17 protein-coding genes are annotated in these 22,443 nt (G+C 63.8%); 7 read left to right on the top strand and 10 right to left on the bottom strand.

Annotated elements, in window-relative coordinates:
* Positions 1-45: 45 nt before the first annotated feature.
* Positions 46-3,720, top strand: coding sequence for an SDR family NAD(P)-dependent oxidoreductase (locus tag SOQ14_RS00815; protein ID WP_322895896.1), 3,675 nt, complete (start codon positions 46-48; stop codon positions 3,718-3,720).
* A gap of 11 nt (positions 3,721-3,731) precedes the next feature.
* Positions 3,732-4,661, top strand: a complete 930-nt coding sequence (locus SOQ14_RS00810) for an acetyl-CoA carboxylase carboxyltransferase subunit alpha (RefSeq protein WP_322895894.1) — start codon at positions 3,732-3,734, stop codon at positions 4,659-4,661.
* Here the strand turns inward: SOQ14_RS00810 and SOQ14_RS00805 are convergent.
* The 5 genes from SOQ14_RS00805 to SOQ14_RS00785 form a co-directional block, all read right to left on the bottom strand.
* Positions 4,658-4,828, bottom strand: a complete 171-nt coding sequence (locus SOQ14_RS00805; protein ID WP_322895892.1) for a C1orf53 family protein — start codon at positions 4,826-4,828, stop codon at positions 4,658-4,660. The two genes, SOQ14_RS00810 and SOQ14_RS00805, sit on opposite strands and share 4 nt — an antisense overlap.
* A gap of 93 nt (positions 4,829-4,921) precedes the next feature.
* Positions 4,922-6,898, bottom strand: a complete 1,977-nt coding sequence (locus tag SOQ14_RS00800) for an MOSC domain-containing protein (protein ID WP_322895890.1) — start codon at positions 6,896-6,898, stop codon at positions 4,922-4,924.
* On the bottom strand, positions 6,899-7,363 hold the full coding sequence (locus tag SOQ14_RS00795) for an MAPEG family protein (protein ID WP_322895888.1): 465 nt from the start codon (positions 7,361-7,363) through the stop codon (positions 6,899-6,901).
* Complete coding sequence (locus SOQ14_RS00790) at positions 7,360-8,277, bottom strand: NmrA/HSCARG family protein (RefSeq protein ID WP_322895886.1); 918 nt, start codon at positions 8,275-8,277, stop codon at positions 7,360-7,362. Before SOQ14_RS00790 ends, SOQ14_RS00795 begins: the two co-directional genes overlap by 4 nt.
* A 57-nt stretch (positions 8,278-8,334) precedes the next feature.
* A complete protein-coding gene (locus tag SOQ14_RS00785) occupies positions 8,335-10,773 on the bottom strand; it encodes a TonB-dependent receptor (protein WP_322895884.1) in 2,439 nt (812 codons plus the stop codon).
* A 125-nt stretch (positions 10,774-10,898) separates the two neighbouring features.
* On the opposite strand from SOQ14_RS00785, the gene SOQ14_RS00780 reads away from it, so the two are divergent.
* The gene (locus SOQ14_RS00780) at positions 10,899-11,537 is read left to right on the top strand and encodes a TetR/AcrR family transcriptional regulator (protein WP_322895882.1); all 639 of its coding nucleotides are present in this window, start codon (positions 10,899-10,901) and stop codon (positions 11,535-11,537) included.
* Between the two features lie 27 nt (positions 11,538-11,564).
* Here SOQ14_RS00780 and SOQ14_RS00775 read toward each other — a convergent pair whose 3' ends face one another.
* Positions 11,565-13,847 carry a molybdopterin-dependent oxidoreductase gene (locus tag SOQ14_RS00775; protein WP_322895880.1) on the bottom strand — a complete coding sequence of 761 codons (2,283 nt, stop codon included), beginning with the start codon at positions 13,845-13,847 and terminating at the stop codon, positions 11,565-11,567.
* On the bottom strand, positions 13,844-14,437 hold the full coding sequence (locus SOQ14_RS00770; protein ID WP_322895878.1) for a TetR/AcrR family transcriptional regulator: 594 nt from the start codon (positions 14,435-14,437) through the stop codon (positions 13,844-13,846). The genes SOQ14_RS00775 and SOQ14_RS00770 overlap by 4 nt, the downstream gene beginning before the upstream one ends.
* 165 nt (positions 14,438-14,602) lie before the next feature.
* On the opposite strand from SOQ14_RS00770, the gene SOQ14_RS00765 reads away from it, so the two are divergent.
* The 4 genes from SOQ14_RS00765 (at position 14,603) to SOQ14_RS00750 (ending at position 19,617) form a co-directional block, all read left to right on the top strand.
* Entirely contained in the window at positions 14,603-15,259 is a 657-nt protein-coding gene (locus tag SOQ14_RS00765; protein WP_322895876.1) for a TetR/AcrR family transcriptional regulator, read from the top strand.
* Positions 15,260-15,341: 82 nt separating this feature from the next.
* Positions 15,342-15,797, top strand: coding sequence for a nuclear transport factor 2 family protein (locus SOQ14_RS00760; protein WP_322895873.1), 456 nt, complete (start codon positions 15,342-15,344; stop codon positions 15,795-15,797).
* A gap of 59 nt (positions 15,798-15,856) precedes the next feature.
* Positions 15,857-18,187, top strand: coding sequence for a TonB-dependent receptor (locus SOQ14_RS00755; protein WP_322895871.1), 2,331 nt, complete (start codon positions 15,857-15,859; stop codon positions 18,185-18,187).
* 17 nt (positions 18,188-18,204) lie between these two features.
* On the top strand, positions 18,205-19,617 hold the full coding sequence (locus tag SOQ14_RS00750; protein WP_322895869.1) for an amidase: 1,413 nt from the start codon (positions 18,205-18,207) through the stop codon (positions 19,615-19,617).
* 3 nt (positions 19,618-19,620) lie between these two features.
* Here SOQ14_RS00750 and SOQ14_RS00745 read toward each other — a convergent pair whose 3' ends face one another.
* From SOQ14_RS00745 to SOQ14_RS00735, 3 genes are all read right to left on the bottom strand, one after another.
* Positions 19,621-20,835, bottom strand: coding sequence for a cytochrome P450 (locus SOQ14_RS00745; RefSeq protein ID WP_322895867.1), 1,215 nt, complete (start codon positions 20,833-20,835; stop codon positions 19,621-19,623).
* Positions 20,835-21,167: a hypothetical protein gene (locus tag SOQ14_RS00740; protein WP_322895865.1), complete on the bottom strand. Its 333-nt coding sequence runs from the start codon at positions 21,165-21,167 to the stop codon at positions 20,835-20,837. The genes SOQ14_RS00745 and SOQ14_RS00740 overlap by 1 nt, the downstream gene beginning before the upstream one ends.
* A gap of 619 nt (positions 21,168-21,786) precedes the next feature.
* Positions 21,787-22,440 carry a hypothetical protein gene (locus tag SOQ14_RS00735; RefSeq protein WP_322895863.1) on the bottom strand — a complete coding sequence of 218 codons (654 nt, stop codon included), beginning with the start codon at positions 22,438-22,440 and terminating at the stop codon, positions 21,787-21,789.
* Between the last annotated feature and the right edge of the window lie 3 nt (positions 22,441-22,443).

Below are 22,443 nucleotides of genomic sequence, written 5' to 3'. Positions count from 1 at the left end.
AGAAAGTCCGTGCCGCGCACGGCGTAATTTCATGAGGAGAGTGCCATGGCCAAATCGCAAGCCACATCCACCACCGGCCGCCTCGCAGGCAAGATCGCCGTCGTCACCGGGGCGGCGGGCAATCTGGGCGGGCATATTGTCACGCACTATCTTGCAGAAGGCGCAACGGTGGTGATGACGGGCCGCACGCCCGAACGGACCGAGGCCGCCGCCGCCGCGCTGGTCAAGGCAACGGGCGTGGATGCCGCGCGCGTCGCGACTGTCGCGCTTGATGGTGGCGATCCCGCATCGGTGCGCGCGGCGATGGACGAAGTGGCCAGGAGATTCGGCCGCATCGATATCCTCGTGAACAATGCGGGCAGCGCCGGGCCGAAGCAGCCCATCGAGCAGCTCCCCCTGACAGCGGAAGAGCTCGCCGCGCTCCAGAAAAAGGGTGCGAGCGATAGCGAAACAGTCGGCGATGCGCTGCGCAACATCCTCGCCGTGGCGTGGAATGTGACCCGCGCTGCCGCGCCCCATATCCCCGAAGGCGGCTCGATCATCAATGTCTCGACCATCTTCAGCCGCACGCCGTACTATGCGCGCGCGGCCTATGTCGTGCCCAAGGCAGCGATGAACGCGCTCAGCCGTGAGCTTTCGCTTGAACTTGGCCCCAAGGGTATCCGCGTCAATCTGGTCTATCCCGGCCCGATCGAGAGCGAGCGTATCCGTTCGGTGTTTGCCGCGATGGATGCCGCGCGCGGGGATGAGGCGGGCACCACCGCCACCCAATTCTTCGACATGATGAGCCTTGAGCGCGCCACCGGCGGCAATGCCAAGGCCAAGACCTTCCCCACGCCCACCGATATCGCCACGACCTGCGTGTTCCTCGGCAGCGACGAAAGCGCGGCTTACAATGGCCACGATTTCGAAGTCACCCACGGGATGACGGTGCGAAAGGAACAGCGTTCGACCTACCTTGCGCGCCCGACCATGCGTTCGATGGACGGGACAGGGCTCGCCGTGCTGGTGGCCGCGGGTGACAATTGGGACGAAGCGCTCGAAATCGCGCAGGTGCAATTGCAATGCGGCGCGGCAGTCGCGCTCGGCGTGCCGCGTCAGGCGGACGTGGCGATCGCGGAGAAGCGCTGCAAGGCGCTCGGTATCACCGAAGGCCTCACCATCATCCGCTTCAACCGGAAGGATCCGGCCGCGATGGAAGAAGCGCTCGAGGCCTATACCAAGGCCCACGGCGCGATCAGCGGCGCGGTGTTCCTGCCGATGCTGCCCGCCGGCGAATTGAAAGGCACCTTGACCGGGGCTGACGATGCCACGGTCGAAGCCGTGCTTGATACCGAAATTGCGGGCAATATGGCGCTGGCGCGCACGTTCAGCCGCTATTGGAAGCGGCACGACAACCTTTTGCAGGAGCCGCGTTTTGTCTTCCTCACCAACACCAGCGATGGTGCAGGGGATATCTATGGCCACCTGCTGCGTGCGGCCAATGAGCAGCTGATCCGCATCTGGCGCGATGAAAGCGAGATCGACACGGCCCATGGTCGCCGCCGTCAGGCCGAGTGGGGCAACCAGATCGTGCGCTTCACCAACACCGAGGCCGAGAATATCCGCTTCACCGCAGGCCATGCCGCGCGTATCCTGCTCAAGGAAAGCAAGCTCGCGGAAATCTCGCTCTATGTCCCGGCCAATATCGGCGAGGCGACCGGGGCGCGAAAGGCCATGCCCGGCTTCTCGGAAAACATCACGGGCTTGCACCTTGGCAAGGTGGCGCTGATCACCGGCGGTTCGGCCGGGATCGGCGGGCAGGTTGCCCGTCTGCTCGCGCTCGCGGGCGGCAAGGTGATGATGGTCGCCCGCCGCGAAAGCGAACTCGCCGTGGCGCGCGCCAAGATCGTGTCCGAGCTGGAAGATATCGGCTTTGCCGGGGTCGAACGCCGGGTGCAGACGCTCGCCAATGTCGATGTCAGCAATTTCGAGAGCCTCAAGGGCGCGGTTGACGCGACGCTCAAGGCCTTCGGGCGGATCGATTACCTCATCAACAACGCAGGCGTCGCGGGGGCGGAGGACATGGTGATCGACATGGGGGTCGAGGCCTGGAACTACACCCTCGATGCGAACCTCGTCTCGAACTACTTCCTGATGCACCACGTGGTGCCGCTGATGAAGAAGCAGGGCTCGGGCTATATCCTCAACGTCTCGTCCTATTTCGGCGGCGAGAAATATCTCGCGGTCGCCTATCCCAACCGCGCCGATTACGCCGTGTCGAAGGCCGGCCAGCGCGCGATGGTGGAAAGCATGGCGCGCTATCTCGGGCCAGAAGTGCAGTTCAACGCGATTGCGCCGGGGCCGGTCGATGGCGATCGCCTGTCCGGCACGGGTGGCAAGCCCGGCCTGTTCGAGCGGCGCGGCAAGCTGATCCTTGAAAACAAGCGGTTGAATGCCGTCCACGCTGCCAGCATCAAGGCGCTGCGGCGCGGGGTGCGGGTCGAAGCGCTGCTCTCGCGGCTGGCGCGCAATGACACCGTCAAGATGAGCCATGACACCAACAACCCGCACGAATTGCGCGAATTGGCGCTGGCCTGTGCGCGCGAAGGCGATGGCACCTGCACCTGGGATCAATACCTGCTGACGCCGTCGATCGCCGCAGCGCTGATCGCGCGGCTGCGGCAGGGCGGGTATTTCCTTGATGCGCCGGAATGGAATGATCGCCCGGCCACGCCTGAGGCTGATGCCGATTGGCTGCTGCGCGTGCCGCCTGCCGATGCGCCGTTCCTGCCTGCCGACAAGATCGCGGTGGAAGCGAAGAAGGTCGGCAGCGGGGTGCTCTCCAAGCTCTATCTCGGCAAGATGCCGACCGAGCATGATGTGGCGCAGGCGACCGTCTTCTTCCTCGCCGACCGCGCCGTCAGCGGCGAAACCTTCATGCCTTCGGGCGGCCTCAGCGTCGAACGCTCGACCACCGAACGCGAATTGTTCGGCAGTCCCAAACAGGAGCGGCTCGACCAGATGCGCGGCAAGACCGTGTGGATCATCGGCGAGCATCTCGATGATTACCTCGCCGAAACCGCGCGCGCATTCATCGAAGATTGCCACGCCGCGCGCTGCGTGATGATCACCCGCACGGCAGCCGGGTTCGATGCGATCAAGGCGCAGCTGGAAGGTGATGTCGCTGAAAAACTGGTTTCGCTGGTGTGCGAGACGGGTCTGGAAGCGGCGATGGATGCCGCCCTCGTCCAGTGGGGCAAGCCAACCACGATCCTTTCGACACCCTTCACCCCGTTGCCGACCAAGCTGTTCGAACGTGATAACCCGCTGACGCCCGAGGAATTCCGCGAAGTGGTAGCGGATAATCTCACGCATCATTTCCGCGTGTCGCGGCTCGCATCGCTCTATGATGATTGCCAGTTGGTGTTGACTTCGCCCGATGTCCCGATGGGTGATACCAGCCCGGCCTTTGCGCTGGCCAATTTCATCAAGACGACGCTGCACGCCTTCACCGCCACCTTGGCGGTGGAGAACGAGCGGTTGGTGCATGATGTGCCGGTCAACCAGATCAACCTCACCCGCCGGGTGCGTTCCGAAGAGCCGCGCGATCTCGACGAGCATCTCGAAGAGGTGCGCCGCTTCGCCCGCGCGGTGCTGCTGGTTGGCGCGCCGCTCCCCGATGCCGAGGATTCGCGCTATCGTGCGCGGATCTATCGCGGCATGTCGATGACGGTGTAAGCAGCGGGGGCGTGACGCAATATCTGCCCTTCGAAAAGCCGATTGAGGCTTTGGCGGCGCAGGCGGCCGCCTTGCGCGCGCGGCCTGACGGGGCAGAGCAAGCGGCCATGCTGGATGAGCGCGCGGATCGGCTGCTGGCTGATCTCTATGCGCGGCTCACCCCCTGGCAGCGCACGCTGGTGGCCCGCCATCCCGATCGCCCGCGTTTCGAGAAGCTTACCGCCGGGCTGTTCATCGATTTCCTGCCGCTGGCGGGCGACCGGCGGTTTGGCGATGATAAAGCTGTGATCGGCGGCTTTGCCCGCTTTCAGGGCCGCCGGGTGATGGTGATCGGCCATGTGAAGGGCGAGGATACCGCCACCCGGATCAAGCACAATTTCGGGATGGCGCGCCCTGAAGGCTATCGCAAGGCGATCCGGTTGATGGACTTGGCGGATCGGTTCGGTCTGCCGGTGATCACGCTGGTCGATACGCCGGGCGCCTTTCCCGGCATTGATGCCGAAGCGCGCGGGCAGGCCGAAGCGATTGCCCGCTCGACTGAGAAATGCCTGTCGCTGTCGGTCCCGCTGATCGCGGTGATCATTGGCGAAGGCGGATCGGGCGGGGCGGTGGCGCTGGCGGCAGCGAACCGCGTGCTGATGCTCGAACATGCGATCTATTCGGTGATTTCGCCCGAAGGCTGCGCCTCGATCCTGTGGCGCAGCGCGGCGCAGGCCGCCGATGCCGCCGAGGCGATGAAGGTGACGGCGGGCGACCTGCTCAAGCTGGGGGTGATCCACCGCATTGTCTACGAGCCCAAGGGCGGAGCGCACCGCGATGGGCCCGAAACGATCAAACGGCTGGCGCTGGCGCTGCGGAATGAACTCGATGGTCTTTCTGCCATGAGCGCTGCGGAATTGCGGCGCGAGCGTGAGGAATTCTTCCTGCGGCTGGGTGCCTAGCCCTTGGGGAAGGGGCAGTGCCTGCAACCCGAACCACAGCATTTGCCGCGCGCCAGATGCGCGATCCGGGTGAAGACCAGATAGCCCGTTTCGGGATCGCAATAGGTCTTCTCCCCGCGTGCGCAAGCCGCTTCGTGCAGGGCGTGATAGGCGGGTGGGTGCGACACGGCGGGTCAGTGGGTCCCGTTGATGGTGGAGCACAAGGCCTGCCACCGATGCGCCGGGGTTTCAATGCTCCATGCTGTGTCCGATAGTGGGATCTACAGATCAAGCACGATGTCCCCGTCGGGAAGGGCACAGCAGGCGAGGATCACAGAGCGATTGAGCGCAGGGTCCGTCCCGGCGGGATAGGTGACTTTCCCTTCGATCAGTGTCACCGCGCAGGTCTGACACGCGCCATAGCGGCAGCCAGAGGCCAGGTTGACGCCAGACCGTTCGGCAAGTTCCAGGATGCTGCCGCAATCGTCGGTCCACGCGATGCGCTGGCCGCTGCGACGGAATTCCACAACACCTCCTGCCGTCTCGTGGCGACCGCCGGGCGCGGAGAAATGTTCAAGAATGATGCGTTGATCGGGGATGCCCGCTTCAAGCAACGCCCGGCGCGTGCGCTCCATGAAATCCTCATGACCGCACAAGGCGATTGCAGCGCCGGGCATGCCGCGCACTGCGGACACGACGTCGTCGTCGCACAACCTGCGCCCCTCCATGCTGAAGGAGAAGGTGATGTGCAGCCGCGGCAAGCAGTTGCGCAGCAGTGCAAGCTCTTCGTCGAAGGGAAAATCCTGCGGATCGCGCGCGCCCACCAGCAGGTGGATCGCGCGCTGCGGGTTGTGTGCGGCAACAGCATGCAGGAAGGCCATGAATGGTGTAATTCCGATGCCGGTTGCCGCGAGCACGATCGGCTCCACATCATCAGGGAAAAGCACCATCGGTCCGCGCGGCCCAAGCACCATGACCTGCTTGCCTACGACATCGGGGCCATGCAGCCAGGTCGATCCCGCGCCTTGACGCCTTACGCTGATCCGTATCGATCTGGCCTGCGGATTGCCCGATAGCGAGTAGGCGCGATAGACCGTCCGCCCGTCTGGCCCTGCCGGAATGGCGATCACCACATGCTGGCCGGGCAGCGCAGGTACGGGCGTGGGCTCCGGCCGTTCTGCCTCGAGCATCAGCGACACCACATCGCTGCTTTCCCTGCGCTGCGCGGTGATGCGGAAGGCGCGGTATCCCGGTGGGTCAGCCGCAGGCGGTGGCTGACGGGGCGCAGACGCGGTGACACGATCAATCAGACGCGCTTTGCCGCGCGAGACGATCTGTCTGACCATGGTGCGGACGGGGCCAGCAGAGGGCAACGGCTTGAGGAGCACCGGATCACCGACACTGATCACCCCGCCGCGCATGACTTCGCAATAGACTCCAACCTTCTGCGCAGCCTCACGCTTGATGGCGCGCAGCAGCGCCGCGTCCTGTTCCAGACCCGGTTGGGCGTGGCCGGGCATGGCGCAGCGCAAGGTCGGCACGGTGATCCGCAGAACCGCGGTGCCGATCTTCAACGTGCATCCCGTCCATTCCGCTTCGATGAAGCCTGTCAGATCGGGCAGCGTCCGCAGCAGGATGTTGGGGCGAAACCGCCGCGGATCGGGATCGCAGGCGGCATCGCTCGCAGCGAGCGCATCCAGACTGGCGGTCGTGACACAGTGCAAGGGGCCTGCGTCCACCAGCATCCCCGGCGGAGTAGCATAGCGCGTCACGGACAGCAGCATGCCAAGCGGATAGGGCGACAGGTCTGGCAGGGGTTCATCATCGCGCAGCCCGAGGAGATATCTCATCTCTGCTCCCTGCATCGGGCGGGCGAGGCGGTAGAAATCCCGCTCCACTGCGGCCCGGCGCGGTTGCAGTGTGACCCGCCGTCCAAGCGCGGCTGTGAGCGCCGCGTGAACCCACGGACTATCCGAATCCACCTGCCGGCCATCGGCGAAAGTCAGTCTGACCGCCGCTGCTGTTCCCCTCTGATCCGGCGGCCGGGTCGTGGCCGAAAGCTGCATCAGTCCGGCGAGTTTCTTGCCTGTCAGAAAGCCGCCCTGTTCCTCATCGCGCACCACCCAGTTGCGATCGCCCGGCATCCCGCTGCCCGGCTCCAGCCGTGACCATACGACCTGTTCCCCCGCCATGGATTTGACCGGATAGCGCGCGAGCATTGCCACCCGCCCGATCGGCACATAATCCCGCTTGGGCATCTACAAGGTCACATGCCAGAGCGTCGGCACGCACAAGGCCGCCAGCGCGGCGAGCGCCAGCGTTGCAAGCAGATATGTCGTGAAGCGATAGAGGATGCGGTTGCTGATGGCCTGTATCAGACTGTGCATCACCCGCAGGCCAACATAGCACCATGCCAGCGTGACCGCGGCGGCCATATGGCTTGGCGTGGGCGTTGCGAGCGCAAGAATGGCAATCACGGCGTAGAACAGGGTGGGCTGTTCCATCAGATGATTGTGATTATCCGCTTTCCACTGAACCCTGTCAGGCACAAGGCTGGCAGCGTCTGCCCCCGTCCCGCCGACATGGCGCCAGACATCAAAGCCCGCGCGCAGCAGGGCAGGGATCCGGGTTGCCATCATCCAGCCCCACATCACCAGCGACCAGATCACCAGGGCGGCAGCGGGCTTGAGCAAGGCCAATGGCCAGTCGCTTGCCATCATCATGCGTCCAGTGCCTTTCGCAGACCATGCCAATCAATGCTGCGCGCCCAGCTGGCCGCTGTCATGCGATCGGGCAGTATGTCATCAAGCAAGGCGAAATCGGCATTCCACCCGCCCGTTGGCGATGTGCGGCTCCAACGGGCTTGTGCCGCGATCGAGGGGCCGACCTTGTAATGGGCTGATTTCCCGGCCAGCGCGATCAGCCCGAAAACCATATCCATCAATGGCAGCGGCAATTCGCGGAATTGCACCGCCCGACCGATGGCCGCCCCGCAAGCGGAGGCAAATTCTTCCATAGTCGGGGCATCGCTGGCGACTTCGATAGCCTGCCCGATGAAGCGGTCGGGATCGGCAAAGCTGCGCGCTGCCAGTCGTCCGATGTCATCCAGCGCCACCATCTGGAACGGGCGTCCGCCGGGAAAGGGGAAGCGAAACACCCCCTTGTCGACCATCGCCTTGATGTAGCGCGGTGTTATGAAATTCTCGAAAAAGCTGACCGGGCGCAGCACTGTCGCAGGCAGCCCAATCGCCCGGATATGGGCTTCGATCTGGGTTTTGCCTTCAAAATGCGTGATCCCCAGACCCGCCGTCCGCTCTGCTCCGCCAACCGAGGCATAGACCAGATGGCTGACCCCGCAGAACAGCGCGGCATCAGCAACGGCCTTGCCCTGGGCGATTTCCCGGGCAAGGCCGGTCTCCCAGAAATCCTGCAGCGAATAGACCCCATGCGCCCCGGCCATCGCGGGGAGCAGGCTGTCGGGCTGATCGAGATCGCCCGCAAGCATTTCCACCCCTTTTGCGGCGAGCGCCAAGGCCGCCGGTGAAGCCGGATTGCGCGTCAGGCCGCGCACCTGCCACCCCTCTGCCAGCAAGTTGCGCACGACAGCTTGGCCTTGCCGGCCGGTCGCTGCGATCACGAGTATGGTCCTGCCCTCGCCGGGGCGTGTCGTATCCTTTGTCATCGGCGGGCAGGCTCAGAACTTCGTGCTGATCTGGAGCGACCAGAGCCGGGGCGTGCCGAAGGTCAGGGCATCGACGAAGAACGGGCTGCCATTGCGGTTGCCATCGACGACATAGCTCTTGTCGAACAGGTTCTCGGCAATCAGTGCGATGCCCAGCGTGCCGTCGCGGCGTTCGATCCCGATCCGGGCATTGGCAAGGACATAGCCCGGTTGGCTCAGCCGTTCGATGTTGTCCGGCTGAAAGAAGACGCGGCTCTGGTACCGTGCATCGGCGGAAGAACGGATCTGCCAGCTGCTTCCGAGCGGCAATGTGTGTTCGGCCCCCATCACCACCGACCATTCGGGCGCGTTGACCAACTGGTTGCCCGAACGGTCAATCAGCAAAGATTGCCCGGTTACGGGATTGCGTTCGAGATCGAGAAAATCCTCGTAGCGGCTGTTCAGATAGCCCCCGGCAAGGCGCAGTGCCAATTGCGGGACAGGCCGCCAATCCACTTCAAGCTCGGCACCCCAGACCCGCGCCTGCGAGGCATTTCTGAGCGAGGCAACTGCGTTGACAATCGTTGTGACCTGCAAATCCTCGTACCAGTAATGAAAGGCTGCGAGATTGGCACGCAGATTGCCCGCGGGTTGCAGTTTCAACCCGCCTTCAAGCGCCCGTAACTTCTCCGGATCAACAGTATAGGGCTTGGTGGGGTCAAAATCCGCAGGGGTCGTCTGGCCGGCTCTGGGTGGTGGCAGGCTTTGCAGTTCTGCCAGGCTGCGCGAAAAGCCGCCGTTGAAGTTCCCCGCCTTGAAGGCCGTGGCATAGCTGACATAGGCCAGCACATCGGCGTTCGGGCGGTATTCGAGCATCACCCGGCCCCACAGATCATTGAACCGCTTGGCGAAAGATGCCGGGCCGAACGCTGCCCCGAGGAAGGGGTTGTTGCTGGTGAGCGAGGCGGTGATTTCGCGCTGCTCGGTGGTGTAGCGCAAGCCAGCCGTAACGGTCAGCGTCCCGGTCACCGGCAGGCTCGCTTCGGCGAAACCGGCAAGGCTCTCGTTGCGCTGTTCGTAGCGCGGCAGCAGCACGGTGGATGCGCGCGGAACCAGCGCAAGCCCCGTGAGCTGCGCGGCGGTGAAGCCGGGCGGCACATAATTCACACGGCATGGCTGGGCGGCGAAGAAGCAGCCGAACAACCGGGCCGAGTTTCGCCCCGTGTGTTCCTCGTTGTAGTAGTGCCCGCCAAGAATCCAGTCGATCGCGCCCCATTGGCCATTGAGCCGGATTTCCTGCGACCAGAAGTGCGAATCATTCGAAAGGCCGGTGGCAAACAGATCAAGCCCGCTGACATCGGAATCCGTTACGGTATCGCGGCTCACATCGCGGTAGGCGCTGACAAAGTTCAGCGTCACGGTATCGCTCAGGGCAATGCGGCCCGTGCCGGAAACGCCCCATTGGTTGATGCGGTCAATCTGATCCAGATCGCTGGCGAAGCGGCGCATCTGTGGCGTGTCGAAATAGCCGATGACAGTTCCGGCAGGATTGTTGTTGATGTTGCTCACCACGCCTTGCGCCGAGGTGTCTATCCCGTCCAGCAGTCCGGTTTCGCGGAAGCCGCGCGGGTTGGTGGCATCGGGCACCAGCCCGCCTGCAAAGCGCCGGGTTTTCACATCGCCGCGGTTCCGGCCGATATCAGCGCGCAGGTTGAACTCCGCTGTGTCGGAAGGCGCAAACCGGATCTGGCCGCGCACGGCCCAGCGATCCGCGCGATCTTCGTCGCGGCCGCGGAATGTGTTGAACGAAAACCCGTCCCGGCTCAGCAAAGTGAACGAGACTCTGGCGGCAAGCGTATCGCTCGGGGCGACGTTGACGAAACCCTCGGCAAAGCCGAGGTTATAGGCGCCCACCGCCGCCATCAGGCCCGCGCCGTTTTCAAAGGCGGGTTTGCGCGAAATGATGTTGACCGCGCCGCCCGTCGCGTTCTTGCCGTAGAGGGTGCCTTGCGGGCCGCGCAACACTTCGACCCGTTCGAGATCGAACATGGCAAAGGTCTGCGCGACGCCGAGCCCGTTATAGACATCATCAGTGTAAATCGCGACGCCCGGGTTGAGGTTCTGGAACTGATCGACTGTGCCGATGCCGCGCAGGGTGAATTTGGGCTGGCTGTCCGCCGTGCCGCCGATGGTCAGATTGGGGACCAGCAAGGCAAGCTGGTTGGTCTGGGTAACACCCGCCCGGCTGGCGTCGTCACCGCTCAGCACTGTGGTCGCGACGGCGACATCCTGCAATGACGCCTCGCGCCGGGTTGCGGTGACGATGATCGTGGATAGGCCCGCGTCTTCGCGCTGCGCGGCCTCCGGTTCCGGCGGCAAGGCTTGCGATTGTGCAGAGGCACCGGGCGCACACAACCCCACTGTGTGAAGCAAGGCGATCAGCGAAACCCCTGATACCGTGGTAATTTTCATAAGCCACCCCTTGAAGAATCAATTCACACAACTGATGTAATATAAATTATGAGTGGTCAAGGGAGTGAGCCGAAGATGAACACTCCAAGGGTTGGCAGGCGGGATAAATCTGCCATATCGGCGCCATGAACGAGAGTTCGCAGCCCCATGAACGCCGCGCCGGACGCCCTTCTGGCGATCACGACCAGCGTCGGCAGGATGTTGCCGCCGCGGTATGGGCAGTGCTGCGCGACATCGGGCCCGACGGCGCATCGCTACGCGCGGTGGCTCGGCAGGCGGGGTGCACCACCGGGACTCTGTCGCATTACTTCCGCGACAAGGATGAAATGCTGCTGTTCTCGATCAATCACATGCTTGATGAGCTTGAGGCAGGTCTGAAAGCGCAGATTGTCGATACCGACCCACTCGCCGCGATCCGCCAGATCGCCCATGCGCTGTTGCCGCGCTCGCCGGAGCGAATTCTCGAATGGTCGGCGTGGCTTGGCTTTATTTCGCGTGGGCAGTGGGTTGCCGAAATCGGCGAGCTTCGGGCCTATCGCGCGCGCCGTATCCGCGATCTCGTCCATGATTTGCTGCAACAGGCCGAAGCGGGTGGCGCACTGGCTGACGGGATCAACCTGCGCGACCGGGCCGATGCGATTGTTGCCAGTGTCGAGGGCATCTGCACCATGAGCACCCGGCTCGAAGGTGAGGATGACACTGATCGCCGTGTCCGGATCCTTGATGATTTGCTCGATCTGCTGCTGCCGCGCGGAGAAGCCTAGCCCGCAGTTCGGATCGCAGCCGGGGCGTCAGGCGACAGGCTCAAGCCGCACCGGGACATATTTGTGCCACGGCATCCCCACCACCGGATCGCGCCAGCGGTAATCGGTGAGTTCATTGAGCGCGATCCCGTGGCGGCGCACCGTGCCATCCTCGCCCACCACGTCGAGCCCTTGTCCGTTGGGCAGCGAGACGTGCCCGCGGCGGCTGCCTTCATGGAGTTCGATCACGGTGCGCGCGCGGCTGCGGGCGGTGACGATGTCCACCGCCGCGCCGTCGGTGAGGCCCAGCCCTGCGGCATCGTCAGGGTGGATACGCAAGGCGCTGACAAGCGCGCCTTTGCGCAGCCAATCGGGGTTGCGGATGCTGGTGTTGCTGGTCTCGGTGCGGCGTTCGCCTGCCGAGAGGATGAACGGATAGTCGGGATCCTTCGGCGGGCCTGCCGGATCGAGGGCAAGCAGCGCTTCGAGCATCTCGGGGATGTGGAGATTGATCTGCTGTCCTGGTGTGCGCAGCCTTTGCCAACTGTCTGCGCCGTTCTGCTTCGCGAAGACCACGCCGGAGGGTGAGCCGAGGATTGCTTCGAACAGCCGGTTGCCGGCGAGCGGCCCGGTAAACCCGGCGCGCGCCGCTTCTTCGGGAAAGGATTGCACGAACAGCTGCGCGACGCCCCACACGCCTGCGGCATTGCTCATGCCCTCGGGCAGACGCGGCCCAAGCGCGCGGTAGAGCAGCACCGAGGCAAAGGGCATGAGGACCGGATTGGCGCTCATGGTCTGCATGAAGGCCATGGCGAGCGTATCAAGCCCCTTGTCCGCCGCGGCGCGCAAGGGTGCGACCTCGGCCTCGCCGAACACGCCGAGTGCCTCGCACAGGGCGGCGTGGATCGCACCTTCTTCGCGGGTGCCTTCGCGCGGGGGGAAGAGCGGGCGGCGCAAATGGAAGGCATTGGCCTCGGCTTCGAAATTGAAGAAACTGGCCTCGGCCTTTTCGAACTGGCTGCTGGCGGGAAGCACATAATCGGCGGCGCGCGCGGTTTCGGTCATGGCGACGTCGATCACCACGCTGATATCGAGCGCGCGCAATGCCGCGCGCATCCGCGCGCTGTCCGCGAGTGAATGCACCGGGTTCGAACTCTCGATGATCATCGCACGGAACCGGTGCGGGTGATCGGTGAGGATCTCCTCGGTGATCGCGTTGCAGGGGATGAGGCCCATGATCACGGGCAACCCCGTCACAGGAGCGCGGCGGAAATTGCGTTCACCCGTGTCCTTGGCACCGGATGCCTTGGACGATGAACCGCCTCCGCCTGCGCCAAGCGGGCGGAACGGGACAAAGGCATAGCTGGTGCCCTTGCGCCCGAAGGCTCCGGTGAGGCCGATGATCAGGCGGTGAAGGTAGGAGCCGAGCGTGGAGTGCACGCCCATCTGCATCCCCAGATCTTCCATCGAGGCCAGCGTCTCGGCCGCCGCCATCCGCCGCGCAGCAGCGCGCAGCAGCGCTTCATCGACCCCGCAGACTGCGGCGAACTGGCTGACCGGGATTTGCGCGAGTGCTTCCAGCACCGGCTCGGCATTGGCGACATGTTCGGCCATCCAGTCACGGTTGGTAAGGCCTTCCTGCACCAGAATTGCGGCGAGCGCACCGAGGCACCAGGCATCAGTCCCCGGGCGGATCGCAAGGTGATAATCCGCCATCGCCGCGGTTTCGCTTGTGCGCGGATCGATCACGATCATCGCGCGGGCCGGATCGGCGGCTATCTCGCGCAGCACCAGTCGGGCACGGGGGAAGCCGTGCGATTGCCAGGGGTTCTTGCCGATGAAGAGCGCGACTTCGGCATGCTCGAAATCGTGGTGCATTCCGCAGCCGAACATCCGCGCCTGAACAAAGGCCTCGCCGGTCTTCTCCTGCGCCAGCGCATTGGAGCGATAGCGCACCCCCAAGGCGGCGAGCGTGCTCTGCGCATAGACGCCGGGCAGATGGTTCCCCTGCGCGCCGCCGCCATAGTAGAAGATGCTCGCGCCGCCATGTTCATCGCGCACCGCAGCGAGTTTCTGCGCGATCTCGGCGATTGCCGTATCCCAGTCGATCGCCTCGTAAGTCCCATCGGGGCGGCGTCGCATCGGCGAGGACAAGCGATCACGCCCCTGTTGATAGGCGTCCATCCGCTGCGCCTTTTCGCACAGATAGCCCTGGCTTATGGGGTGCGCCTTGTCCGCGCGCACGCGGGTAATGTGGCCGCCTTCGGTCTGCACCTCGATCCCGCAATTCAAGGAGCAGATCAGGCACGCGGTCGGTTTCCATTCGCTCATGGGGCGTCTCCCTCGGCCTGGGCATAGGCATCGGCGAGCAGGCCGGCCGCATCCCGGCACGCGGCAAGGATCGCATCGGAGAGCGCGCCATCGGGCACCGCGCGGGCGAGCGCGAGGCCGCCCATTGCGAGCGCGGCAAGCGCCAACTCCTGCGATGGCGGGGCCGGGTCTCGCGCATCATCCCCCTCGGTCACCGCCCGGGCGAGCATCGCCTGATACGCCGCGCGCACCGCGGCCGGGGCGCGCGGCGCCTCGCTCAGCAGCGCGGCAAGCGGGCAGCCGCTCTGCGGATTGTCGCGGTGGCTGCGCGAAAGATAGGCGCGCGCGCGCAGCCTGCGGCGTTCCGTGCGCGACAGGCCTTCAGGAAGCGCGGCAAGGGTCGCGGCATGCTCGGCCATCGCAGCCTCCAGCGCGGCGGCATCAAGCGCAGCCTTGCTCGGGAAGTGGACATAGAACCCCCCGTGGGTGAGGCCGCAATCGCGCATCAACCGCTGCACGCCATTGCCCGCCAGCCCTTCGGCACGCAGGCGCTTCGCCGCCAGATCGAGCACCGCAGCGCGTGTCGCGGCCTTCTGCTCGGAACGTTTCATGGGCTTCCTCTCTGCGCCTAAGCCTTTCAAATGACAGGTATCATGTCAAGTGCGCGACGCAGCCTGGCTTGTGCTGCGGGGTGTCGCCGCATATCAAGCAGGACGCTTGTCCCACCGGCCTCACCCGGGGCCGGGTGCAGGCCAAGCGAATTCGGCACAGGAACCATGGCCCGCACCACCAAAGACCAACCCGTTGAAGGCCTGCGTGCGCGCAAGCGCAGGATGACCCGCACGGCGATCATGAACAGCGCCCGCGCGCTGTTCGAGGCGCATGGCGTCGACAAGGCATCGATGGAGGCCATCGCCAACGCGGCTGATGTCAGCATCGCCTCGCTCTACAACTATTTCCCGTCGAAGGATCTGATCCTTTCAGAGCTGATCATCGATGGTCTCGAAGATCTGATCGCCCGCACGCCCGAGGTGTTCGAGCGCGAATACACCTATCCGGCGGAAGGCTATCTCGCGCTTATGCGGCTGTATCTCGACTGGTTTGACGGGGTCGAACGCTCGTGGCTGCGGCGGTTTCTCGCTCACGCGACCGCGCAGGTCGATCTGGTCGGATCGCGCTATGTCCACATCGCCACGACCCTGCGGCTCGAAGTGCATCGCATGACAGGCGTCATCGCGGCGAGGAACCTGCTACCCGCCACGATCGACCGCGAGATCCTGAGCCGTCTGGTGTGGTCGATCGCGAATTCGGAGTTTTTTGGCTATGTCGGCAGCGACAAAGCCAGCGCCGACAGCTTCTGTGAAGCCTTTGGCGGTCAACTGGAATTCGCTCTCGCAGGGCTATGCGGGCACCCGGCCCTGGCGAAAAAATGATCCCGACGTAAAAATGCATATAGACTAAAAATAGAGCCGCTATATATTTCTCCTGTCGCATGAGCAGGCAGGAGGAGGCGGCGTGCAGATTGATTCGACGAGTCCCCGCGATCAGGCAGCAGTGGAAGCGCTGTTCGCCGCGATCAATGCGGGTGACAAGGCTGGCTTTCTCGCAACGCTTCATCCCGACATCGTCTACACCTTCCATCACCAGGGCTATGCACCAGCCCATGGCAAAGATGCGGTCGCGCAGGTGTGGGACGCCATGAATGCCAGCTTCTCAGGATTGCACGAAGAGATCACGCGTCTCTACGTGCGGCCCGGCCATGCGATTGCCCAGTGGACTCTCAGCGCCGCGCTTGCCGGGGCCTGGCCATTGGGCACCAGGGTCGCAGTGCCAGACGCCGTTCAACCGCCCTGCATCGTGCCGGGCGTTGACATTTTCACACTCGAAGACGGGCTGATCATCGCCAAGGATACCTGGGCCGATGTCGGCATCTGGTTCGAAGCGTGGGGGCGTCTGGCGCAGCATAGCTGACAATCGCAATTCGGGAACCGGCCGTCTGAATGCCGGTCCCATCGAGGGGAGCATGCAGAATGCAGCAGGTCACCCAGCGTCGAGGCTCGTGGCTCTCGCGCACGGCCATTCTCGGGATCATCGCGGCTTGCGGCACCGGCGTGCCATGCGCAGTTTTTGCCGCGGAAACCGCGGGCAGCGAAGTGGAGCAGCCCGCAGCCGTGGTGGAAGACCCGGATGGTGCGGACATTATCGTCACCGCCACCCGTCGCCGGGATAATCTTCAGAACGTGGCGGTCGCCGTGACCGTGGCCGATGCCCGCGCGCTGGCCGAAGCGCAGGTGCTCAATATCCAGCAGGTTGCCGCGATCACGCCAAGCATCAGCTTCAACATCACCAACAACCCGGCCTCGACCGGCAATCTCTTGATCCGCGGGATCGGCACCAATGGGGCCAACCGCGCGCTCGAAGGTGCGGCGGGGATTTTTGTCGACGGGGTTTATCGTCTCCGCCCCGGACAGGTGTTGCAGAACTGGCTCGATATCGAGAGCCTGCAAGTGCTGCGCGGCCCGCAAGGCACGCTGTTCGGCCGCAACACCACGGCGGGCGCGGTGCTGATCACCACCGCCCAGCCGCGCCTTGATGGCATCAGCGGGCGGATGGACAGCCAGATCGGCAATTACGGGCAGCGCCAGCTTTCGGGTGCGGTCAATCTGCCCGTGTCCGATACGGTTGCGGTGCGCTTGGCCGCCATGGCCAGCACGATCGATGGCTTCGTCGAGAACCCGAATAATAATCAGACCTATTCGGGCGAGGATGCCTTTGCCGTGCGCGGCACAGTGCTGGTTGCGCCGCAGGACAATCTCTCGATGCGGCTCGCTTTCGACTACAGCCGCTCTGACGGGAATTGCTGTTACGGCGCGGTCAGTGTGATCCCCGGCCCGACAAGGCCGCTGGTGGATGCGCTGTCGCTGGCGAACGGATTGCGTCCGGCGTCGCGCCGGGTTGATGACTATGAATTGGCGATCAACCGCAATGCCGATCAGCGGCTGGAAGATTTCGGCGCCACCTTTTCGCTGGAGCTTGAAGCGCTCGGCGGCACGATCACCTCGGTCAGTTCGTGGCGGCGGTTCGATCTCGATCAGCGCGGCGGTGATCTCGATTTTTCCGGCGCGGATATTGTCACCGCCGACAATCTGTTCCGGCAAGATAGCTGGTCGACCGAGCTGATCTATGCGCGCGATATCGATGTGCTGGCCGGCACCGATCTGGTGGCGGGCATCTATCTTGATGGCAGCACGATTGATTCGGTGCGGGTGCTGGATTTCGGGACGCAGGCGCAGGCCTCCTATGACGGGATCACCGGGCGGCCCGGCCTGTTCGCTGCCGCGCCGGGCCTGATCACCGATGAGGCCTATCGCGCCCAAAACGCTTCGCAGGCCGGTTTCGTCAACGCAACCGTCGCGCTGGACGACCGGCTGAGTCTGATCCTCGGCGCGCGGCTTTCGCGTGAGGTGCGCGAAGGATCCTTCCGCGATCGTGGCCCGGCGCTCGCGCCCAATCATCCGCTCGTCTTCGCCCGGCTCGTGCCGTCGCCGCAATATGATGATCGCTTCACCGTGACTGCCTTTTCGGGCACCGCTGGCATCAAGTATCGCTTCAGCGACCGGGCGATGGGCTATGCGACCTATAGCCGCGGGTTCAAGGCTGGCGGGGTCAATCTCGATCGCAATGCGGCGGGCGGGGCGACCAATATCGCCGCGCCGCTTTCCTCGATCTACCGCAACGAATATGCCGATAGTTATGAGCTCGGGCTCAAGGTCGATCTTGCCGACCGCCGCTCGCGGGTCAATGTCGCGCTGTTCCGCACCGATCTCACTGATTTGCAGGTTTCGCAGTTTCTCGGGCTGCAATCGGTGGTGCTGAACGCGCCCGAGGCGCAGGTGGAAGGGGCCGAGCTTGAGGCGAGCTTTGCGCTTGCGGATGCCTTGCGCTTCGATCTGGCCGGCACGTGGTTGCCGACCCGGCGCTTCGGCATTGAACCGGCGCTGGGCCTGCTATCGAACCGTGACTTCCCCCATGCGCCCGAATGGGCCGGGACCGCGACCTTGGCCTTCGATCAGCCGATGTCCGAGGGGCTGTCGATCAGCGCGCGTGCCAATCTCCAATATGTCGGCCCGACCTTTGTGAGCACCGCCAACAATGCCCGGCAGGATGATTATGCGCTGATCAACCTGCGCCTCGGGCTCAACGCCCGCGATGATACCTGGCAGGTCGCGGTGTTCTGCCAGAATTGCAGCGATGAACGCTATGTCACCCAATCGGTCAACACGCCGCTGCAAACCGGCGATGCGATTGGCTATATCGGCGCGCCGCGCCAATTCGGTATCGCGGCTTCGCGCCAGTTCTGACGAGGGGGCGCGCAGGGATGAACCGGAGCGAATATCGCCGTCTTGATGCCACGGCGCTTGCCGCCGCGATCCGCGAAGGCGCGGTCAGTGCTGAAGAGGTGCAGGCGCTGGCCGAGACGGCGCTGCTGGATGGGCAGTCGGCCTACAACTTCCTTGCCGAGCATTATCCCGATCCTGATCCCGGTGCCGAAGGGCCCTTTCGCGGGGTCCCGATGCTGTTCAAGGATGCGGGCGCGCATCAGGCCCGACGCGCACAGCAGGCCGGCAGCACGCTACTTGCGGGCCATGTGACAGACAGCGAGACCGGGGTGGCGCGGCGTCTGCGCGCAGCCGGGCTGGTGGCGCTGGGGCGCGGGCGCAGTTCGGAACTGACCTACCACACCAGCACCGAAAGCACGGCGTTTGGTCCGGTGCGCAACCCGTGGAACCCCGGCCACAGCGCGGGAGGATCAAGCGGAGGCTGCGCCGCCGCTGTCGCCGCCGGAGCCGTCCCGATCGCGCATGCGACCGATGGCGGCGGATCGATCCGCATTCCGGCGGCATGGTGCGGGCTGGTGGGGCTCAAGCCGGGGCGGGGGCGGGTAAGCTGGGGGCCTGATCTCGACGAGGCGCTGTTCGGCATGGCGGCCGAGCATGTCCTCACCCGCAGCGTGCGCGATAGCGCGGCGATGCTTGATCTGTTGGCGGGCAATGAGCCGGGCGATCCCTTTGCGGTTGCACCCGCAGAGGGAAGCTTTGCCGCGGCACTCGATCAGCCGCCCGCGCGGCTCAGGATTGGTCTGGTGGTCGACCCGTGGCTTCCTGATTGCCCGGTCGATCCCGCCTTGCTCGACGCCGCGCACACCGTCGCTGCCCTGTTTGCTGATCAGGGCCATGCGGTGGAGCCGCTGCGGATCACCCTTGCGAGCGAGGCGTGGCTCGATGCGATTGCCGCAACGTGGTGCTCGCAACTCGCCGCGTGGGTCGCCGCCGCTTCCGCCGCCACCGGGCGCAGGCCCGAGGATCATCTGGAACCGGCAACGCTCGCCTGCTTTCGCCACGGGGTAAAGCTTTCCGCCGTTGATCTCAATTTCGCGCTCTTGGCGCTGAACGGGGTGCGGCGCTCCGTCGCGGCACAGATTGCGCCCTATGATTTGGTGATCACCCCGGCGACCGCGACCACAGCCCCGCCGCTGGGCCTGTATAGTCCTGCCCAGCCGGTGGACGATGCGCTGGCATGGACCGCGCGGATGTTCCGCCCCGCGCCGTTTACAGCGCTGTTCAACACCACCGGCCAGCCCGCGATCGCGCTCCCCACCGGGCTCAGTGCTGCGCGCCTGCCCATCGCCGTCCAGCTTGTGGCGAGGCTCGGCGAGGAGGCTTTGCTGCTACAGGCAGCGCGGGTGGTGGAGCAGGCCTTTCCCTTCGCCTGCACCCCGCTTGAGGCCTGATCCTCAATAGGCCGACAATTCGACCATCAGCTTGGTGTAGCCATGGACAAAGCTAGCCGGCACCCGCTCGGGCGGGGCGACCGGGTTCAGCCGCAGCCGCAGCCGCGCCATTTCCTCAAGCAGCGTGACCAGTTGTAGCTCGGCCACGCGCGCACCCACACAGCGATGAATGCCATAGCCGAACGACAGGTGCCGCCGCGCATTGTGCCGATCCACAATGATACGCTCGCCATCGGCAAACACGCTTTCATCGCGATTGGCCGAAAGATACCATAGCGCCACCATATCATCCTTGCGCAAGGTCTGGCCGAACAGCTCGGTATCTTCGGTGACCGTGCGGCGCATATAGGCGAGCGGCGTCTGCCAGCGGATCAGTTCCTGCACCGCATTGGCGATGAGGCCGGGATCGGCTTCAAGCTTGGCGCGCTCGTCGGGAAACAGCGACAGGCCCCAGGCATAGGCAGTCATCGAATTGCGGGTGGTGTCATTGCCGCCGACTATCAGCAGGATCATGTTGCCGATGAATTCCATCGGGTCCATTTCGCGCATCGCATCCGATTGCAGCATGATCGACACCAGATCGCGTCCGGGCTGGGCCGCGCGCTCTTGCCAGAGCTGGGCGAAGGCCGCTCCCATCTCGTCCATATTGGCATTGTACCAATCCCAGCCGCCCGGCTCGACCACGCGATCAATATTGCCGCCAACATCCGACCAGGCGGTGAGACGGTGGCGTTGATCCCACGGGAAGGCGAAGATCTTCGCCAGCATGCCGGTGGTCAATTCGATGGCAACCCGCTCGACCCAGTCGAACGGCTCACCAAGCGGCAGGCTTTCGAGCAAAGCCTGCGTGCGTTCGCGCGCCTCGTCGCGCATGGCGGCGACTTCCGAGGGGCCAAAGGCCGGCGCGACCGTGCGCCGCTGCGCGGTGTGGCGCGGCGGGTCCATCGCGATGAACTGGGGCACGCGGCGTTCGCCTTCGCGCAGCATGTCAGGTCGGGCGCCAAGCGTAATGCCGCCTTTCTCGAAGCTGGAGGAGAACAGCTTGGGCAGGGCCTCGATGTGGACAATCGGCTTGTAGGCCGTGACTGACCAATAGGGGCCGAACTTGGAATCAGGCACGAATTGCACCGGGGCCTGTTCGCGCAAGATCCGGAAGGGTTCCTGCCAGCGATCTTCGGCGAAAAGTTCAGGCCGGGCGACGTCAATCGGATCGAGCATCAGCCGCGCTCCGGCCCGAGCAGCAGCGCTGCAACTTGGCCGCGGGCCCGATAGCTTTCGACCAGCAGATAGGTCGCCAAAACCATCATGCCGCCAACAAAGGTCAGCAGCCCAAGCGCAATTCCCGCAGGACGGAACCGGTGCCGCCATGCCACCCACAGGCCCGACAGGGCGAGAAAGCTCATGAAATCGAGATTGAACTGCCCGGGCCAGCCCATTTCTGCCATATTCCCGAAAAAGACCGGGAACAGATTGAACCCGTGGTTCGAAACCGTGATCGCGGTGTAGCCAGCAATCACGATCAGCCACACCACCAGAAACAGCCGGAACATCGCAACAGACCCCCTTCTCTGTGCTGAAAAACCTATAGCGACTCTAGAATTAGTTTGACTCTCACCTTGTGGCAAGGGCCAAAATACGGATTTGTAGGGAGATTCCAGACACGCGCAGGCTGGACTGCGAGCGCGCCCTGCCAAGGCTGCCGGTGTGTGGGGAGATTGCGGGGCGCGCTTTGCGCTCTCTCAGGCGCAGGAATGGTGCGCCTGCAGGAGCCGCACTAACGCCCTATGGGACTGATTTATAACGTTATGAAAGCGAGATCGGTTGAAATGGCCCCCTCTCTGGCCCCCATCTGCTTGTCCCTTGAAACTCTGCCGGCATGCGCCCGATCAGCATCCGGAATTTCGCCTGCAAGTTCCTGAAGGCCGATCCGGATTGCATGTAGGCGCCGTCTTGGGAAGTAGGAAATCAGCCGAATGGGCTCTCCCCCTCAGAGCACCGCGAAACGGAATTACGCTCTTTTCGACTCCTTTTGGCAGAGCACTCGATACTGTATTAGCCTGCTAATTTGGGCGATTATGTACTTTACAAACCTGCAAGGTAGCTGCGCAAAAATCGCTGCCTGTCAATGGGTTGCCGGTGGGGATGGTGATTTAACCGGATTGGTGAGGGTTAGGCCCGATAAATAGCCGATGAGCTTAGTAATTTTTTTCGAAAGGAAGAGGCATGAGTAAACTTGATGTCAGGAGCGCCGCCGTCTTTTCCATTTTCAGTTTGGGTGCCATCGCCGGGGGAATCGGAGTTTCCGCTGTGTTCTTGCTGGCTGGGATGATGCGGATTTTGTGATCCATCGATGTAATAATTGTTTTGGGTGTGATTATTGATTTCAATCAAGGGGCCATCGCCGCACCGGGATAACGCCATCGATAGAAAGAATAGAAAGAACGCCCACCCATACTTTCCCTTGCTGGCCAGAGACCATGCGCCTCCTAAACCCGGAGAAATCTCTTTTAAGGCTTCCGTGAACTCCTCTGGGACCAACCCGTAAGGTTGGCTCATCGCCATTTTGCGCACTTCCGACTTTAAGCTGTTTAACTTTGACACCTGCAAAGCAGTGAAGTTTGAACCGCCGAGGACGCTGAGAACGTCATCAACCAAAGTGTACGTGCCGTCGAGTATCTCAGCCCTATGGCCATAAGCGCAACTGGTGCCGCAGCCTATCACCGTGATATTTGAGGCGAATGCTATGGCTGACGCCTCAAAGACAACACCACAAACCCGGCAAAACGCCAGCGGGTGAGCGACTGTGGAGGACGGTGGTTCCAAGGG

Source organism: Erythrobacter epiphyticus, assembly GCF_034653295.1.
Taxonomy (GTDB): domain Bacteria; phylum Pseudomonadota; class Alphaproteobacteria; order Sphingomonadales; family Sphingomonadaceae; genus Erythrobacter.
This window is presented reverse-complemented; position numbering and strand designations above follow the sequence as displayed.

Excerpts from the sequence above, each read along its gene's own strand:
- SOQ14_RS00795 (WP_322895888.1), bottom strand. The coding sequence starts at position 7,363 with ATGATGATGGCAAGCGACTGGCCATTGGCCTTGCTCAAGCCCGCTGCC.
- SOQ14_RS00785 (WP_322895884.1), bottom strand. The coding sequence starts at position 10,773 with ATGAAAATTACCACGGTATCAGGGGTTTCGCTGATCGCCTTGCTTCAC.
- SOQ14_RS00750 (WP_322895869.1), top strand. The coding sequence starts at position 18,205 with ATGAACCGGAGCGAATATCGCCGTCTTGATGCCACGGCGCTTGCCGCC.
- SOQ14_RS00815 (WP_322895896.1), top strand. The coding sequence starts at position 46 with ATGGCCAAATCGCAAGCCACATCCACCACCGGCCGCCTCGCAGGCAAG.
- SOQ14_RS00780 (WP_322895882.1), top strand. The coding sequence starts at position 10,899 with ATGAACGAGAGTTCGCAGCCCCATGAACGCCGCGCCGGACGCCCTTCT.
- SOQ14_RS00770 (WP_322895878.1), bottom strand. The coding sequence starts at position 14,437 with ATGAAACGTTCCGAGCAGAAGGCCGCGACACGCGCTGCGGTGCTCGAT.
- SOQ14_RS00765 (WP_322895876.1), top strand. The coding sequence starts at position 14,603 with ATGGCCCGCACCACCAAAGACCAACCCGTTGAAGGCCTGCGTGCGCGC.
- SOQ14_RS00800 (WP_322895890.1), bottom strand. The coding sequence starts at position 6,898 with ATGCCCAAGCGGGATTATGTGCCGATCGGGCGGGTGGCAATGCTCGCG.
- SOQ14_RS00775 (WP_322895880.1), bottom strand. The coding sequence starts at position 13,847 with ATGAGCGAATGGAAACCGACCGCGTGCCTGATCTGCTCCTTGAATTGC.
- SOQ14_RS00740 (WP_322895865.1), bottom strand. The coding sequence starts at position 21,167 with ATGTTCCGGCTGTTTCTGGTGGTGTGGCTGATCGTGATTGCTGGCTAC.
- SOQ14_RS00745 (WP_322895867.1), bottom strand. The coding sequence starts at position 20,835 with ATGCTCGATCCGATTGACGTCGCCCGGCCTGAACTTTTCGCCGAAGAT.
- SOQ14_RS00755 (WP_322895871.1), top strand. The coding sequence starts at position 15,857 with ATGCAGCAGGTCACCCAGCGTCGAGGCTCGTGGCTCTCGCGCACGGCC.